The sequence below is a fragment of the Geodermatophilus sp. URMC 65 genome (genome assembly GCF_053502545.1).
This window is the reverse complement of the sequence record NZ_CP199954.1, coordinates 2872526-2888660: the sequence shown is the minus strand read 5'-3', so window position 1 is coordinate 2888660 and position 16135 is coordinate 2872526. Positions and strand designations below refer to the sequence as shown.

Here is a 16135-nt window from a genome sequence, read left to right as displayed (position 1 = left end):
GTGGCCGCGAGACGACCGGGGTAGACGCCAGCACATGGCCGAGTCCTCCCCGCCGTCCCCTGCCGACGACGTCACGCTCACCTTCGGCGGGAACGCCACCACGCTGCTGCGACTCGGGCCCTTCACGCTGCTGACCGACCCGAACTTCCTGCACCGCGGGCAGCGCGCCTACCTCGGCAAGGGGCTGTGGACCAAGCGGCTCACCGAGCCCGCGCTGCAGCCCACCCAGCTGCCGACGCTGGACTCGATCCTGCTGTCGCACCTGCACGCCGACCACTGGGACCGCATCGCCACCCGCACCCTCGACCGCGGCACGCCGGTGATCACGACCCAGGCCGCCGCCCGCGCGCTGGGCCGGCGCGGTTTCCGGGAGACCGTCGACCTCGGCCCCTGGCAGCGCCACGAGCTCAGCCGCGACAGCGCTACGCTGCGGATCACCTCGGTCCCCGGCGTCCACGGCCCCCAGCCCGTCGCGAAGCTGCTGCCGCCGGTGATGGGCAGCGTGCTCGAGCTGCTGCGCGACGGCGAGGTGTCCTGGCGGGGCTACATCAGCGGCGACACCGTCTTCCGTCCCGAGCTCGGCGAGGTCCTCGAGCGCTGCGGGCCGCTGGACGTCGTCATCCCGCACCTGGGCGGCACCAAGGCGCTCGGCTTCACCGTGACCATGGACGGCCGGCAGGGCGCCGACCTGGTGGAGCTGCTCAAGCCGCCGGTCACCGTGCCGGTGCACTACGACGACTACGACCGGTTCGCCTCGCCGCTGGGCGACTTCGTCCGCGAGGTGGCCGCCCGGCGCGCACCCGGCGAGATCCGCGCGGTCACCCGCGGCGAGACGATCAGCCTGCGCGCCTAGCCAGCCGTACGGCCCGCTCGGCGACGTCGGCGCGCAGGGCCTCGGCGTCCACCGTCGTGCAGACGCCGTCGCGCACCACCTGCCGCCCACCGACCCAGGTGTCGCGCACCAGCCGCGAGGTGCCCGACCAGACCAGGTGGGTGAGCAGGTCCACCGGGTCGAGGACCGGCTCGAAGACCAGGTCGCGGGTGTCGACGTGCACCAGGTCCGCCCGGCGGCCGACGGCGACCTGGCCGACGTCCGGGCGGCCGATCGCGTCGGCGGCCGCGCCGGTGGCCAGCCAGAACGCCTCGGCTGCGGTCAGCGCGGTGGCCGAGCCCTCCCGGAGCCGGGCCAGGCCCGCGGCCAGCCGGACGTCGGCCAGCAGGTCCAGCCCGTCGTTGGACGCCGGCCCGTCGGTGCCCAACCCCACCCGGACGCCGCGGTCGAGCATCGCCCGCACCGGCGCGATGCCACTGGCCAGCTTGGCGTTGCTCGCGGGGCAGTGCGCCACCGCCACGTCGTACTCCCGCCACAGCTCCAGGTCGCCGTCGTCGACGTGCACGCTGTGCGCGGCGAGCACCCGGCCGCCCAGGACGTCGTGCGCGGCCAGCAGGGCGGGCACCGACAGCCCGTGGGTGGCCAGCAGGTCCGCGCCCTCGGCGGCGGTCTCGGCGACGTGCAGGTGCAGCAGCAGGCCGTGCTCCCGGGCGGCGGCCGCGGCGTCGCGCAGCACCGGCAGCGGCAGCGTGTAGGCCGCGTGCGGGCCGATGCCGTACTCCACGGCGCCGTCGCCGGGCACGGAGGTCGCCAGCGTCACCGCGTCGGCCAGCTGCTCGGCCAGCGGCGGCATCCCGGGCAGCGGCAGCAGCGGGCTGGCGACCACCGCGCGGGCCCCGGTGCGGCCGACGGCAGCGGCGATCCGCTCGGGCGAGAAGTACATCTCGACGCTGGTGGTGACCCCGCCGCGCAGCATCTCGGCCGAGGCCGCGGTCATCGCCACCTCGACGTCCTCGGGGGTCAGCTGCGCCTCGCGCGGCCAGATCACCTCGCGCAGCCAGCGGGCGAGCGGCAGCCCCTCGGCCTGGCCGCGGAACAGCACCATCGGCGCGTGCGAGTGGGCGTTCACCAGCCCCGGCAGCAGCACCCCGGGGACGGCGACGACCTCGGCGTCCTCGGCGTCCGGCGCGTCGGCGGCCGGGCCGACCCAGGTGAACGTGCCGTCCTCGACGTCGACCGCGGCGTCGGGCACGACGGTGCCGGCGCGGTCCCCGACGACGACGGCCCGGGCGGTGAAGCGCTGCCGCATGGGTGGCGAACCTACCCCCGCGGCTTCCCGGTGCCGCCCGGAGCGCGCCGTTACCGTGGGGCGCATGTCCTTCCTCGCCGCCGCGGCCTCCTCCGACCAGGGCGGCATCACCGGCTTCCTGCTCGACATGGTGGAGCGGCTGGGCGCGGTGGGCGTCGGCTTCGCCATCCTGCTGGAGACGGTCGTCCCGCCCATCCCCAGCGAGGCGGTGCTGGGCCTGGCCGGGGTGCTCATCAACGACGGCCGGCTCGACATCGTCCCGGTGGTCCTGTGCGCCACCCTCGGGTCGATCCTGGGCGCGGTCTTCTTCTACTACGTCGGCCGGGCGCTGGGCCCGCGCCGCTCGCACGCCTTCCTCGACCGGCTGCCGCTGGTGGAGACCGAGGACGTCGACAAGACCTTCGCCTGGTTCGAGCGGCACGGGCGCTCGGCGGTGTTCTTCGGCCGGATGGTGCCGATCGTGCGCAGCTTCATCTCCGTACCGGCGGGGGTCGTGCGCATGCCCCTCGCCCAGTTCGTCGTCTACTCCGCCGCGGGCAGCCTGATCTGGAACAGCGTGCTCATCGGCCTGGGCGTCGCGGCCGGCGACTTCGTGCAGCAGAACCTGCACTACCTGGACTACGCCGTCGTGGCCGCGGTCGCGCTCGGCATCGGCTACCTGGTCTACAAGCGCTGGCGGGACGTGCGCCGGCACCGGCAGGCCCGTCGCGCCGGCACCGACGAGAGCCGGCCGGCGTGAGCCCGCTGCCCCCTGGCTCCATGTCCCCCACCCGCCCCACCGTCGTCGCCTTCGACGTCAACGAGACGCTGCTCGACCTCGGCCCGCTGCGCGCCGCACTGGTCGAGCTCGGGCAGCCGGCCGACCTGCTGCCCGCGGTGTTCTCCCGCACCCTGCTCACCGGCTTCGCCGCCGCCACGGCCGGCACCTGGTGCCGCTTCCGCGAGGCGTTCGACGCGGCCCTCGCCCAGGCCACCGACCTGGGGGACGCCGACCGGTCCCGGGTGGCCGACGCATTCCTCGAGCTGGCGCCGCACCCCGACGTCGAGCCCGCCCTGCGCCGGCTGGTCGAGGCCGGCGTCCGTGTGGTGACCCTGACCCACGGCTCCCCCGGGGTCGCCGAGGCCGGGCTGGAGCGCGGCGGGGTGAGCCCCCTGGTGGAGCGCTCGCTGTCCAGCGAGGTCATCCGGGCGTGGAAGCCGGCCCGCGAGGTCTACCTCTGGGCGGCCGGGGTCTGCGACGTCGAGCCGGCGCGGCTGGCGCTGGTCGCGGCGCACGGCTGGGACGTCCACGGCGCGCTGCGGGCGGGCCTGACCGCGGCCTGGTTCCCACGCACCGAGCGCGTCTACCCGGCCGTGTACGACCCCGCCGCGCTGGTGGCCGGCGACCTCGCCGGCGCGGTCGACGCGCTGCTCGCGCTCCCTCCGGCGTGACCCGGGAGGTCGAGACCCCGCTCGGCCCGGCGCGGGTCACCACCACCGAGCCCGCGGGCGCCGTCGTCGGCACCCTGGTGCTCGGTCACGGCGCGGGCGGGGGCATCGGGTCGGCCGACCTGACCGCGGTGACCGCCGGCGCCGCCGCGGCCGGCTGGCGGGTGCTGGGCGTCGAGCAGCCCTGGCGGGTGGCGGGCAAGCGCATCGCGCCCGCGCCGCCCCGGCTGGACGAGGGCTGGACGGCGGTCCTCGGCACGCTGCGGGACGACGACCGGCTGAGCGGACCGCTGGTGGTCTGCGGTCGCAGCGCCGGCGCCCGGGTGGCCTGCCGGACGGCGGCCGCGCTCGGAGCCGACGGCGTGCTCTGCCTGGCGTTCCCCCTTCACCCGCCGGGCCGGCCCGAGCGCAGCCGCGCCGGCGAACTGACCGCCGTGGGGGTGCCACTGGGCGTCGTGCAGGGCGAGCGGGACGCGTTGGGCCGCCCGGAGGAGCTCGCCGCGGTGCTGACCGGACGACCCGGCGCCTCGCTCTACGCCGTCCCCGGCGACCACGCGCTGACCCGCAGCCCGCACGTGGTCGCCCTGGCCGCCGTCGACTGGCTGGCCGGGGTCGCCGGGGCGGACCCCGGCGACCCCGCGGCCGTCAGCGGCGTCGGCGCCGCACGACCAGCGTGACGACCAGCACCAGCACCGCGGCACCGGCCAGCGGCGCCGCGTAGCGGGTCAGCGCGGCCCCGCCGGCGACCTCGAGCAGGTCGATCGGCTCGGGCTCGGCGTGCTTGGGACCCGTGGTCCGCGCGGCCGGGGCCGCCGGGGTCGTCGTCCGGGCCGGCGGCGGGCCCGGGACGACGGCGGCCGGAGCGGTGTCGCCGGCGGCCGGGGCGGTGTCGCCGGCGGCCGGGGCGGTGTCGCCGCCCGACGCCCGGTCTGCGGCCGCGGCCGCGGTCTCCCTCGCCGCCGCCGCGGTCGAGCGGGTCTGCTCCGCCACGGCGCCGTCCCCCGGCACCTGCGCCACGGAGGCGGCGACCTCCTCGGCGGCACCTGCCGCCGTGGTCGCGACCTTCTGCGTCGGAGTCTCCGTCGCGGGTGCGGCCGTCACTCCCGCGTCGCCGGCACCCAGCTGGGCGGCGAGCTTGTCGGCGAACTGGCCGAGCAGCTTGTTGCCGACGTCGGTCATGACGCCGCGGCCGAACTGGGCCGGCCGGCCGGTGATGTTCAGGTCGGTGAGGACGTCGACCCGCGTGGTGTCGCCCTCGGCCTTGAGCTGGGCGGTGATGAGCGCGGCCGCGGTGCCGTTGCCGCGCTGGTCCTTGCCGCGGCCGTCGATGACCGCCTTGTGCGCCGCCTCGTCCTTCTCGACGAACGAGGCCTTGCCCTGGTAGGTCAGGTTGATCGGGCCGAGCTTGACCTTGACCCGGCCGGTGAAGTCGTCACCGGTGACCGAGTCCAGGGCGGCGCCCGGCATGCACGGTGCGATCCGCTCGATGTCCAGCAGCACCCGCCAGGCTTCGTCGATCGGCACGGGGACGGTGAACGAGTTCTCCAACTGCACGGTGCTACCTCCTGGGGTACGGAGCTCGGCCGGTCCGCCCCCGGGTGAGGGCGGGCCGGCCGAGTCGGGTCGAGCGGGTTCCGAGGGGTGGACCGACGCTACAGCCCCGCGGCGGCGCTCACCGCGCGACGAGTGAGCACCTGCGCCAGGTGTTCCCGGTAGTCCGCCTGGGCGTTGAGGTCGCTGGTGGGAGAGGTCCCCTCGGCGGCCGACCGGGCCGCTGCGGCGATCGCCTCGGGCGTGGCCTGAGCACCGGCCAGCGCGGCCTCCACCGCGGAGGCCCGCAGCGGCGTGGTGCCCATGTTGGTCAGCCCGATCCGGGCCTCGGCGATGTGCCCGTCCTCCCGCCGGACGACCGCGGCCACCGCCACGATCGACCACGCCTGCGCCACCCGGTTGAACTTCTCGTAGCGCATGCCCCACTCACCGGCCAGCTTGGGGACGCGGACCTCGACGAGCAGCTCCCCCTCCCCGACCGCGGTGGTCAGGTAGTCGACGAAGAACTCCGCCGCCGGCACCGTCCGCCGTCCCTCGAGGCCGGCGATGACGAACTCCGCGTCCAGGGCGAGGGCCACCGCCGGCAGGTCGCCCGCGGGGTCGGCGTGGACCAGGGCCCCGCCGAAGGTGCCGCGGGCGCGGACCTGCCGGTCGGCCACCGTCTCGGTCGCCTCGGCGATGAGCGGGGCGAACTGCTGCACCAGCGGGTCGGTCATGACGTCGTGGTGCGTCGTCATGGCCCCGATGACGATGGCGTCGCCGTCGTCCCGGACGCCGCGCAGCTCGGCGACCCGGCCCAGGTCGACCACCGTCTCCGGCGCGGCCAGCCGCAGCCGCATGACCGGGATCAGCGACTGGCCGCCGGCGAGGACCTTCACGTCGTCCCCGCCGTCGGCGATGGCCTGCAGGGCCTCGTCGACGCTGGTGGGACGGGCGTACTCGAACGCAGCGGGGATCACCGGTCACCTCCGAGGGCGGACTGGGGGGTGGAGACGCCGGCGGTGGTCTCGGTCTGCGCCCCGCCGTACGCGTTGGTGCCGGCAGTGGCGCGGTCGCCGCCGTCCCCACCGCCGTGGATGGCCCGCCAGACCCGTTCCGGGGTCAGGGGCATCCGGATGTCGCGCACCCCGAGGTGCCGGACGGCGTCCAGCGCGGCGTTCACCACGGCCGGCGTGCTCGCGATGGTGCCGGCCTCGCCGACCCCCTTCGCGCCGATCGGGTTGCCCGGGGCCTCGTGCACCGTGTTGCCGGTGTCGAAGTGCGGCAGGTCGGCGGCCGAGGGCACCAGGTAGTCGACGAAGGTGCCGGTGGTGAGGTTGCCGTCGGCGTCGTACACGGCCTCCTCGAACAGCGCCTGGGCGATGCCCTGCGCCAGCCCCCCGTGGATCTGCCCCTCGACGATGAGCGGGTTGACGATCGTGCCGACGTCGTCCACGCAGGCGTACTTGCGGATCTCCACCATGCCGGTCTCGGTGTCGACCTCCATGGCGCAGAGGTGCGTGCCGTGCGGGAAGGAGAAGTTCTCCGGGTCGAAGGTCGCGTCCGCGTCGATCGAGGGCTCCACGCCCTCGGGGAAGTTGTGCGCCGCGAACGTGGCCAGCGCGATCTCCTGGATGGAGACCTCCGCGCCCGGGGTGCCGCGGACGGAGAACTTCCCGCCGGAGAAGTCGAGGTCGTCCTCGCTCGCCTCGAGCAGGTGCGCGGCGACCCTGCGGGCCTTCGCCACGACCTTCTCGGCCGCGTTGACCACCGCGGCCCCGCCGACCACGAGCGACCGGGACCCGTAGGTGTCCAGCCCGCGCGGCGAGACCGAGGTGTCGCCGTGCAGCACCTCGATGTCCTCGAACGGCACGCCGAGCCGGTCGGCGACCAGCTGGCTCCACGCCGTCTCGTGACCCTGGCCGTGCGGGGTCGCCCCGCTGACCACCTCGACCTTGCCGGTCGGGAGCATCCGGATGGAGGCGTGCTCCCAGCCACCGGCCCCGTAGGACAGCGAGCCGAGCACCCGGGAGGGCGCCAGGCCGCACATCTCGGTGAAGGTGGAGACGCCGATGCCGAGCTGCACCGGGTCGTTCGACTCCCGCCGGCGGCGCTGCTCCGCGCGCAGCTCGTCGTAGCCGAGCAGCTCCAGGGCCTTCTGGGTCGCGGTCTCGTAGTCGCCGCTGTCGTAGGTCATCCCGGCCACCGAGGTGAACGGGAACTCCTCGGCCCGGATCCAGTTCCTGCGGCGCAGCTCCAGCGGGTCCATGTCCAGCTCGACGGCGAGCTCGTCCATGATCCGCTCGATGGCGAAGGTCGCCTCGGGACGCCCGGCGCCGCGGTAGGCGTCGGTGGGCGTCTTGTTGGTGAAGATGCCGTCGCACTCGAAGCGGTAGGCCGGGAACTTGTAGATGCCGTTGAACATGAAGGCACCCAGCACCGGGACGCCTGGGCTGACCAGGCGCAGGTAGGCGCCCATGTCGGCGAGGATCCGGCAGCGCAGGCCCTTGACGTTGCCCTCGCGGTCTGCGGCGATGTCGATGTACTGGATCTGGTCCCGGCCGTGGTGGGCCGTCATCAGCGACTCGCTGCGGGTCTCGGTCCACTTGACCGGCTTCCCGAGCCGACGGGCCACGAGCAGGCTGATGACCTCCTCGGGGGTGACCTGCAGCTTGCCGCCGAAGCCGCCGCCGACGTCGGGGGCGACCACCCGCAGCTTGTGCTCGGGCACACCGGTGACCATCGCCAGCATGATCCGCAGGATGTGCGGCACCTGGGTCGAGGACCACATCGTGTAGTTGTCGCCCTGCGGCTGGACGACGACCGAGCGGGGCTCCATGAACGCCGGGATCAGCCGCTGCTGCACGAACCGGCGGCTGACCACGACCTCGGCGTCGCGGAACGCCTCGTCGCTGTGCTGGCCGGTACCGGCGTCCCCCGACTCGAAGACGAAGTGGAAGCTGCGGTTGGACTCGAGGTGGTCGTGGGTCAGCTGGGCGCCCTCGGCGACCGCGTCCTCCATGTCCAGCACCGCGGGCAGCAGGTCGTAGTCGACGTCCACCAGCTCGACGGCGTCCTGCGCAGCGGCCTTGCTGCGCGCCACGATGACCGCGACGGCCTCGCCGACGTGGTTGACCTCGTCCACGGCGATCGACGGGTGGCCGGGGTTGACCATGTCGGGGGTGACCGGCCAGGCGCACGGGATCGAGCCCTGCTCGTCGGCCACGTCGCGCCCGGTGAGGACGGCGATGACGCCCGGAGCCTCCTGGGCGGCGCTCACGTCGATCGAGCTGATCTTCGCGTGCGCCACGGGGCTGCGGACGACGGCCAGGTGCAGCATGCCGGGCAGCACCATGTTGTCGGTCCAGGTGGTCCGGCCGGTGATCAGCCGGGCGTCCTCCTTGCGGCGGCGGGCCTTGCCGACCTCGCGCTCCGGCGCCTCGGTGGTGGCCCGGTCCTCGACCGCGGTCATCGTGCCTCCTCGCTGGCACTCGTCGGCGCGCTGCCCGACGGGGCTGGGTGGACTGCTGAGCTCGCGAGCTCGCTCACGACTGGGCCGCCACGTGCGGAGCGGCCGCGGTGTCGACCTCGGCCGGGGAGACGGAACCGCCGGTGGCGCCGCGCATCTCGCCGGCGGCCTGCTGCACCGCGCGGACGATGTTCTGGTAGCCGGTGCAGCGGCAGAGGTTGCCCTCGATGCCCTCGCGGACCTCGGTGTCGCTCGGGTCCGGGTTCTCCTTGAGCAGGTCGACCGAGGCCATGATCATCCCCGGTGTGCAGTACCCGCACTGCAGGCCGTGCATCTCGTGGAACGCCTTCTGCACCGGGTGCAGGCCGCCGTTCGGCGCGAGCCCCTCGATGGTCGTCACCTCGCCGCCGTCGGCCTGGACGGCCAGCACGGTGCAGGACTTCACGGCCGCGCCGTCCAGGTGGACGGTGCACGCGCCGCAGTTGCTGGTGTCGCACCCGATGACGGTGCCGACCTTCCCCAGCTGCTCCCTCAGGTAGTGCACCAGCAGTGTCCGGGGTTCGACGTCGTCGGTGTACGTCACCCCGTCCACCCGCACGTTGATCTGGGTCACCGTTCCTCCGCTCCTCTGCAGGGGTCACGCGTGGTGCCGGGCACAGCCCCACCTGCGGCGAGTGTGTCGAGGAGCACATGACTTAGGCCACGCTTACCTGAGGCCGTCGCATCAGGGGATCGCCGCACCAGCGGGCGATCTGCCTCATGATCCTCCGCTCGCGCAGCGCAATCAACGCCGTGGAGTCCGCCTCTGCGGGAGCCGGGCAACGTTGCAGCGGCGTTGCAGCAGTTCGGCCCGGCGCCGGTGCGCGGACCCGGGTGGAACGGCTCCAGGGCGGCGTAGTTAGGTGAGCCTCACCTACTTGAAGGGAAGCCCATGCCCGTTCGCCCGTCCCTGCGCGGCGCCGCCCTGCTCGCCGCCACCGTCCTCGTCGCCGGCTGCGGCTCCGGCGACGCGGGGTCCCCCGGGGATGCTGCCGCGTCCAGCAGCCCTGCGGGCTCCGGCGGCGCCTTCCCCGTCACCGTCGAGACGGCCTTCGGGGACGTCGAGATCCCGGAGGAGCCCCAGCGGGTCGTGGCCCTCGGCTGGTCGGACGCCGAGACCGCGCTGGCGCTGGGCGTCCAGCCGGTGGGCGCGAGCGACTGGCTGGCCTTCGGCGGCGAGGGCGTCGGCCCGTGGGCCGAGGGGCGCTACGACGAGGCCCCGGAGATCGTCGAGACGCTCGAGCCGAGCCTCGAGGCGGTCGCCGCGCTGCAGCCCGACCTCATCCTGGACACCCGCTCCCCCGCCACGCAGGAGCGCTACGACGCGCTCAGCTCCATCGCGCCGACCGTCGGCCAGCCCGAGGGCGTGGGCCCGTACCTGACCACCTGGCAGCAGCAGCTGGACCTGGTCGGCCGGGCGCTGGGCCGCGAGGAGCAGGCCGACGAGCTGCAGGCCCAGGTCGAGCAGCAGTTCACCGCGGCCGCGGAGGCCCACCCGGAGTTCGACGGCACCGAGGTCGCCGTCGGCGCCTACACCTCCGAGGGCTTCGGCGCCTACGTCCGCGGCGACACCCGCGTCGACTTCATGGAGGCGCTGGGCTTCACCAACGAGCCGGCCATCCAGGACCTGGCCGGGGAGAGCTTCTTCGTGTCGATCAGCGAGGAGCAGGTGCCGCTGCTCGACGCGCCCCTGACCGTGGTCTTCCCGATCTTCGTCGAGGCGTCGCAGATCACCGACAACCCGCTGTGGCAGTCGCTGCCCTCGGTGCAGCAGGGCAACGCCCTGGTGCTCGAGGAGCAGACCCTGTCCAACGCCTTCTCCAGCGGCTCGGCACTGGGCACCCAGTACGCGCTGGAGAACGCCGTCCCGCTGTTCGCCGAGACGCTGCAGCCCTGACCGTGGCCTCCTTGCAGGGTCCCGCCACGAGCTTGCCAGTGGCGCGGGGCAAGGAGGTCCGTCACCGGGCCGGTGCGGGCGCCGTCCGCACCGGCCCGATCCGCTGCTCGCGACGGCGCAGCACCGCCGAGGCGGTGAGCACGGCGAGCCCGACCGCGGCCAGCGCCGCGCCGACCGCGGCCGGGGCGGTCCAGCCCAGGCCGGCCGCGATGACCACGCCACCCAGCCAGGCGCCGAGCGCATTGGCCGCGTTCAGCGCCGAGTGGTTGAGCGCCGCGCCCAGCATCTGCGCCTCGCCGGCGACCTCCATGAGCCGCAGCTGCAGGGTCACCACCAGCACCGAGGCGGTCGCCGAGAGCAGGAAGAGGGCGGCCAGCAGCCCCGGCGCCCAGCCGGCGAGCAGCGCCACCAGGGCCAGCAGCACCCCCATCGTCACCATGGCCCCGACCAGCGAGCGGAACAGCGCGAGGTCGGCGAGCCGACCGCCGAGCGCCGTCCCGAGGACGCCGCCCACGCCGAAGACCAGCAGCACCCACGGCACCGCACTGCGCGGCAGCCCGGCCTCCTCCGTGCTCAGCGGCGAGACGTAGCTGTAGACGGCGAACATGCCGCCGAAGCCGACCGTGCCGACCAGCAGGGTCAGCAGCACCTGCGGACGCCGCAGCGCGGTGAGCTCGGTGGCGATCGTGACCTCGTCCCGACCGGGCGTGGACGGCACGAACGCCAGCACCGCCAGCACGGTGGCCACGGCGAGGACGACGACCGCCCAGTAGGCCGCGCGCCAGCCCAGCGTCTGCCCGAGCCCGGTCGCCGCCGGGACCCCCGCCAGGTTGGCCACCGCCAGGCCGAGCATGACCGAGCTGACCGCGCGGCCCCGCAGCTCGTCCCGCACCAGCGAGGCGGCCACGAGCGAGGCCACCCCGAAGTACGCGCCGTGCGGCAGCCCGCTGACGAAGCGGGCGACCAGCAGCGAGGAGGGCCCGACGGCCAGCGCGCTGCCGAGGTTGCCGAGCAGGAACGCGACCACGAGGCCGACGAGCAGCCCCCGCCGCGGCAGCCGGGCGCCGAGCGCGGCGATGACCGGGGCGCCCACGACCACGCCGAGCGCGTAGGCGGAGATGACGTGACCTGCGGTGGGGATGTCGACGCCGACGCCCTCGGCGATCTCCGGCAGCACGCCCATCGTCACGAACTCGGTCGTGCCGATGGCGAAGCCGCCCAGCGCGAGGGCGACGACCGCGGCGACGACCCGCCGGGGGCTGAGCTGGGGGACGTCAGGCGGTGCACTCGTGAGAGGGGCAAGGCGGCCCGGTCCAGCCGCATTCCCCGCGTCAGCGACGTGCCGGAACGGCCCCGTCCCGAGGTTCGCCGCGAGCCCCTGACGGCCCCCTTGCAGGGGCCCGCCGCGGGCCTGCGACTGGCGGGGGGCAAGGGGGTCCTTGCTGCAGCGGGCCGCGCGGGACCCGGCGCAGCCGGTGCAGGTGCGCGGCGACGGCCGGCCGGCTCGGGGCGCCGGGCGGCAGGGTCTCCAGGCAGGCCTGCCACACCGCGGCGTCGTGCTGGGCCTCGGGCAGCCGCGTGTAGCGCAGCAGCAGCTCGGGACGGCGGGCGGTGAGCACGGCCTGCCGCAGCGCCGCGGACAGCCGGTCGCGAGCGGCGACCACACCGGGCGCCGACGAGCGGGGCAGCACGGCGCCCGGGTACCGCTCGAGCGCCGGGCCGACGGTGCCGCGCGCGAGCAGCCGGCGCACCTGGTCCAGGTCGGTCTCCAGCGGGCCGGTCAGCCGGTAGGGGCGGGAGCCGAGCAGGTGGGCTCCGACCAGCCGGCGCAGCCGGGAGAGCTCGGCCCGGACGGTCACCGCGGCCGCGTCGCCGGCGTGGCACTCGGCGGCCAGCTGCTCGGCCGTGCGCCCACCGCCCCCGGCCGCCGCCTCGGCGAGCAGGAGCAGCAGCTCGGAGTGGCGCAGCGAGAGCTCCGCGGGGCCGGACGGCAGCTGCAGCCGGGCGCGCTCGCGGCCGAGCACCTCCAGCCGCGGGACGGGGCGGGCGGCCGGGCGGGGCGCCGGGGCGTCCGGCCGGGCGGCGTCCTCGCGGTGCAGCCAGCGCAGCTCGGCCTCGACGGCGGCGACCGTGGCGCGGACGAGGGTGAGCACCTGCGGGCTGGCCACGTGGTCGCCACCGGTGACGTCGATGGCGCCCAGCAGCACGCCGGTGACCGGGTGGTGCACCGGCGCGGCCGAGCAGCTCCACGGCTGCACCGGGCGGCGGTAGTGCTCGCTGCCGTAGATCTGGACGGCGTGGTCGAGGGCCAGCGCGGTGCCGGGGGCGTTGGTGCCGGCGACGTCCTCGGACCACCGGGCGCCCTCGACGAAGTGCATGGCCTCGGCGCGTGCCCGCAGCTGCCGGTCACCCTCGACCCACAGCATCCGGCCGTCGGCGTCGGTGACCGCGACGATCATCCGGTCGGCCTCGGCGTCCTCGACCAGCAGCTTGCGGATGACCGGCAGCACCGGTGCCAACGGGTGGGCGGCGCGGTAGGCCAGCAGCTCGTCGTCGAGCAGGTCGACCGGCGGGGCGGCGCCGTCGGGGTCGACCCCGCCGGCGAGACTGCGCCGCCAGGAGTCCCAGACGACGGCGCGCACCAGGTCCGGCGCGGCGGGGTCGGAGCTGGTGACGAGTGCCTCGTGGGCGGCGCGCAGCCGCCGTGTGTGCGCGGGGTCGGGCCGGCCGTCGGGCAGCGCGACCCACGGGTTCAGCGTCGTCACGGCTCAGTCGTCATGTGGTCGTCCGCGGGCTCGGGTCCATCGTCCGCCCATCGTGACCGCCCTTCCGCGATTCCACCAGGGAACGGGTCGTACGCGACCGGTTCGGAGGAGGTATCGCTGCAGGCCGGGCGGGCAGCAGCGCCCGCAGGTCCCCGGCCCGCAGCGCGCCGGCCCACAGACCGGCGCCGTAGGCGAGGTCCTCGAGGCGCCGGCCGGCGGTGAAGCGCAGCGGGCCGACCCGGCGACGGTGCGGCCACCAGGCGAGGACGGCGTCGGCGACGGCGGCCGCCGCGGCGAGCCGGCGGGCCCGGCTGGAGACCGCAGCCGCGGCCAGGGCCAGCGGCCAGTGGTGCCGGGTGACGCTGCGCGCCAGGGTCCTGCCCGCCGCGGCGCTGCCCCGCACGACGAGCGCCGCCGCGAGCCCGACCGGTGCGCGCTGCCCGGGCCGGGCCAGCCGGGGCGCGAGGCGGGCGGTGGCGACGGCGAGCACCGCGGCGCAGCCCAGCGCGCCGGAGCGGCGTCCGGTCAGCGCGAGCGCCCAGGCCGCCGCCGACCACGGCGAGAGCACGACGGGGGCGACGGCGGTCCCGTGCCGCGCGGCCAGCAGCGCGGCGCCGGTGCCGTAGAAGGCGCGGCGGCGCAGCCACTCCCCGGTCGCCGCCGGGTGCTCGTGGGCGACGGCGGCCGACGGCTCGTAGCGCACCCGCCAGCCGGCCGCGACCAGGCGCCACACCAGGTCGACGTCCTCGGCGACCCGCATCGACTCGTCGAAGCCGTCGCCGAGGGCGTCCCGGCGGGCCACCATCGCGGCGCTGGGCAGGTAGGACACCGCCGTCCCCGGGGCGACCGGCGCCGGGTCGGGCCCCATGTCCAGCGCGCTGACCGTGGCCTCGTACGGCGCCATCCAGCCGCCGCCGTCCGACGGGAGCGCGGTGATCCGGGGTGCAACGAGCGCCAGCCGCGGATCGGCGGGAAGCCGCACCAGCGGCCCGGACCAGCCCGGCAGGGGCACGCAGTCGGAGTCGAGGAACGCCACGAGCGGGGTGGTCGCCGCGCGCAGGCCGGCGTTGCGGGCGGCGGCCGGGCCGCGGGCGGTGGCGTGCCGCAGCACCCGGGCGCCGTGCCGGCAGGCGACGGCGGTCACCGCGGCCGGGTCGGCGGAGCCGTCGTCCACCACGAGCACCGGGACGGCGGCGGTGCCGGGGTCGGCGCGCAGCGCGGCGAGCAGCCGCGCCAGCTCGGCCGGGCGGTCCTTGACCGGGACGACGACGGTCAGCTCCCCCGCCGGGTCGCCGTCCGGCTCGGGGTGGGCGAGACCGGCGTCGAGCAGCCGGGCGGCCAGGGCGGCGGTGGTGGCGTCCCGGACGACGAGCCGGTCGGTGTGCAGCAGGTCGCGGGCGCGCGGCTGCAGGCGCAGCAGCCGCAGCGGGGAGCCGCCGAGCAGCGTCGTCCCCCCGTCGCGGCGGCGGACGCGGGGGTCGAGGCGGACGGCGGTGCCGTCGGGGAGCCGGTCGGGCGGGGGTGCGGCGACCGCGAGCCCCCCGCTCATGCCTCGGCCAGGACCTCGGCGGTCGTGGTGACCTCGACCAGCGGGGCGTAGCAGCCGAGGATCCGCATGGTGTCGTCGTGCGCCTCGTCGTCCGCGCCGGCGCAGGCGTCGGAGACCACCCGGACCAGCACGCCTGCGTCCGCCGCGGGCAGCACGGTGGAGAGCACGCAGCAGTCGGTGGCCACCCCGGCGACGGTGACCGGGCCGTCGCCGACCAGCTCCGCGACGGCGGGGACCCACTTGCCGAAGGTCGGCGCGTCGACGACGGGGCGGTCGCCGGGGTCCTCGGAGAGCTGGAACAGCGGGATGGCGTGCGCCTGCGTGAAGTAGTCGTACTTGGCGTAGTAGTCGGCCCACGCGCCGGTCGGCTCGTCCGGGACGACGAAGCGGGTGAAGACGACGCGGTCGCCGAAGGCCTCGACCAGCGAGCGGATGCGCGGCCGGATCTCGTCGAAGCGCGGCGTCGTCCACGGCGAGGTCGGATCGCGGAAGACCTCCTGGTAGTCGACGACGACCAGCCAGCCGGACGGGGACCCCATGCCCCGGACGATAACCCCGGGCGGCCGGTGCGGTTCCGTCAGCCGCGCAGCCGGCCGGCGGGGTCGACGTCCCACGCCCGGACGGCGGTGGCCAGTCGCCCGGCCATCCCGGCGAGCAGCTCCGCGCCCTCCTCCGCCGACGCCCCGGCGGGGTCGCCGAGGACCCCGGTCGGGCTGACCGCGCGCACCCCCTCGGCGCGCAACCGGGGCAGCAGCTCGGCGATCGGGGTGGTCTCCCCTGCCACCGCCCGGTCCTCGCGGACGGCGTCCGGTTCCACGTGCAACATCAGCGACGTCTCGGTGCGCCCGGCGTGCGCGTCGGCGCCGGCGACGCCGCAGGGGAACCAGGCCACCTCGCGCCCCTCGGCCCGCAGCTGCGCGCCGGCCGTGCGCAGCGCGTCGAGGTTGCCGCCGTGGCCGTTGACCAGCACCAGCCGCCCGACCCAGCGGCACGCCGAGCGGCCGTACTCGACGAGCAGCCCGGTCAGCGCCTCGGTGCCGATCGAGACGGTGCCGGGGAAGTCCTCGTGCTCGCCGCTGGCGCCGTAGGCCAGTGCCGGGGCGAGCAGGGCGCCGTCCAGGTCGTCCACGGCGGCCTCGGCGACCGCGCAGGCCACGGTGGTGTCGGTGGCCAGCGGCAGGTGGTGGCCGTGCTGCTCGACGGCGCCGAGCGGCACGAGCAGCAGCGGGCGCTCGGGCAGGTAGGGCCAGGTGGCGCCGGCGAGCCTGGTCGTCGGGACGGCGTCGGTCACCGGCGCCACGGTAGTCAGAGCGCCAC

At 75.8% G+C, this 16135-nt stretch carries 15 protein-coding genes; 5 read left to right on the top strand and 10 right to left on the bottom strand.

Annotated elements, in window-relative coordinates; translation table 11 throughout:
- Positions 1-34 precede the first annotated feature (34 nt).
- Positions 35-853: an MBL fold metallo-hydrolase gene (locus ACWIX7_RS13990; protein WP_448617053.1), complete on the top strand. Its 819-nt coding sequence runs from the start codon at positions 35-37 to the stop codon at positions 851-853.
- Here the strand turns inward: ACWIX7_RS13990 and ACWIX7_RS13985 are convergent.
- Positions 837-2141 carry an amidohydrolase family protein gene (locus ACWIX7_RS13985; RefSeq protein WP_448617052.1) on the bottom strand — a complete coding sequence of 435 codons (1305 nt, stop codon included), beginning with the start codon at positions 2139-2141 and terminating at the stop codon, positions 837-839. The two genes, ACWIX7_RS13990 and ACWIX7_RS13985, sit on opposite strands and share 17 nt — an antisense overlap.
- A gap of 64 nt (positions 2142-2205) precedes the next feature.
- On the opposite strand from ACWIX7_RS13985, the gene ACWIX7_RS13980 reads away from it, so the two are divergent.
- The 3 genes from ACWIX7_RS13980 to ACWIX7_RS13970 are packed head-to-tail and all read left to right on the top strand — an operon-like array spanning position 2206 to position 4246.
- Positions 2206-2880 carry a DedA family protein gene (locus ACWIX7_RS13980; RefSeq protein ID WP_448617051.1) on the top strand — a complete coding sequence of 225 codons (675 nt, stop codon included), beginning with the start codon at positions 2206-2208 and terminating at the stop codon, positions 2878-2880.
- A 20-nt stretch (positions 2881-2900) separates the two neighbouring features.
- Positions 2901-3572, top strand: a complete 672-nt coding sequence (locus tag ACWIX7_RS13975; RefSeq protein WP_448617050.1) for an HAD-IA family hydrolase — start codon at positions 2901-2903, stop codon at positions 3570-3572.
- Complete coding sequence (locus ACWIX7_RS13970) at positions 3569-4246, top strand: alpha/beta hydrolase family protein (protein WP_448617049.1); 678 nt, start codon at positions 3569-3571, stop codon at positions 4244-4246. Before ACWIX7_RS13975 ends, ACWIX7_RS13970 begins: the two co-directional genes overlap by 4 nt.
- Here the strand turns inward: ACWIX7_RS13970 and ACWIX7_RS13965 are convergent.
- From ACWIX7_RS13965 to ACWIX7_RS13950, 4 genes are all read right to left on the bottom strand, one after another.
- A complete protein-coding gene (locus ACWIX7_RS13965) occupies positions 4215-5123 on the bottom strand; it encodes an SRPBCC family protein (protein ID WP_448617048.1) in 909 nt (302 codons plus the stop codon). The two genes, ACWIX7_RS13970 and ACWIX7_RS13965, sit on opposite strands and share 32 nt — an antisense overlap.
- A 98-nt stretch (positions 5124-5221) precedes the next feature.
- Entirely contained in the window at positions 5222-6079 is an 858-nt protein-coding gene (locus ACWIX7_RS13960; protein ID WP_448617047.1) for an FAD binding domain-containing protein, read from the bottom strand.
- On the bottom strand, positions 6076-8571 hold the full coding sequence (locus tag ACWIX7_RS13955) for a xanthine dehydrogenase family protein molybdopterin-binding subunit (RefSeq protein ID WP_448617046.1): 2496 nt from the start codon (positions 8569-8571) through the stop codon (positions 6076-6078). Before ACWIX7_RS13955 ends, ACWIX7_RS13960 begins: the two co-directional genes overlap by 4 nt.
- Positions 8572-8644: 73 nt before the next feature.
- Positions 8645-9181 (bottom strand): (2Fe-2S)-binding protein, encoded by a 537-nt coding sequence (locus ACWIX7_RS13950; RefSeq protein ID WP_448617045.1) that lies wholly within the window; start codon positions 9179-9181, stop codon positions 8645-8647.
- A 318-nt stretch (positions 9182-9499) separates the two neighbouring features.
- Between ACWIX7_RS13950 and ACWIX7_RS13945 the strand changes: the two genes are divergently transcribed.
- Positions 9500-10504 (top strand): iron-siderophore ABC transporter substrate-binding protein, encoded by a 1005-nt coding sequence (locus tag ACWIX7_RS13945; protein WP_448617044.1) that lies wholly within the window; start codon positions 9500-9502, stop codon positions 10502-10504.
- A 61-nt stretch (positions 10505-10565) separates the two neighbouring features.
- Here the strand turns inward: ACWIX7_RS13945 and ACWIX7_RS13940 are convergent, their stop codons facing one another.
- The 5 genes from ACWIX7_RS13940 to mftE all read right to left on the bottom strand — a co-directional run bounded on the left by ACWIX7_RS13940 (position 10566) and on the right by mftE (position 16109).
- The gene (locus tag ACWIX7_RS13940; RefSeq protein WP_448622156.1) at positions 10566-11726 is read right to left on the bottom strand and encodes an MFS transporter; all 1161 of its coding nucleotides are present in this window, start codon (positions 11724-11726) and stop codon (positions 10566-10568) included.
- Between the two features lie 109 nt (positions 11727-11835).
- The gene (locus ACWIX7_RS13935; protein ID WP_448617043.1) at positions 11836-13269 is read right to left on the bottom strand and encodes a GAF domain-containing protein; all 1434 of its coding nucleotides are present in this window, start codon (positions 13267-13269) and stop codon (positions 11836-11838) included.
- Positions 13270-13279: 10 nt separating this feature from the next.
- The gene (gene mftF / locus ACWIX7_RS13930) at positions 13280-14818 is read right to left on the bottom strand and encodes a mycofactocin biosynthesis glycosyltransferase MftF (RefSeq protein ID WP_448617042.1); all 1539 of its coding nucleotides are present in this window, start codon (positions 14816-14818) and stop codon (positions 13280-13282) included.
- Complete coding sequence (locus ACWIX7_RS13925) at positions 14815-15357, bottom strand: cysteine hydrolase family protein (RefSeq protein WP_448617041.1); 543 nt, start codon at positions 15355-15357, stop codon at positions 14815-14817. Before ACWIX7_RS13925 ends, mftF begins: the two co-directional genes overlap by 4 nt.
- Before the next feature lie 38 nt (positions 15358-15395).
- Entirely contained in the window at positions 15396-16109 is a 714-nt protein-coding gene (mftE, locus tag ACWIX7_RS13920; protein ID WP_448617040.1) for a mycofactocin biosynthesis peptidyl-dipeptidase MftE, read from the bottom strand.
- Positions 16110-16135 lie beyond the last annotated feature (26 nt).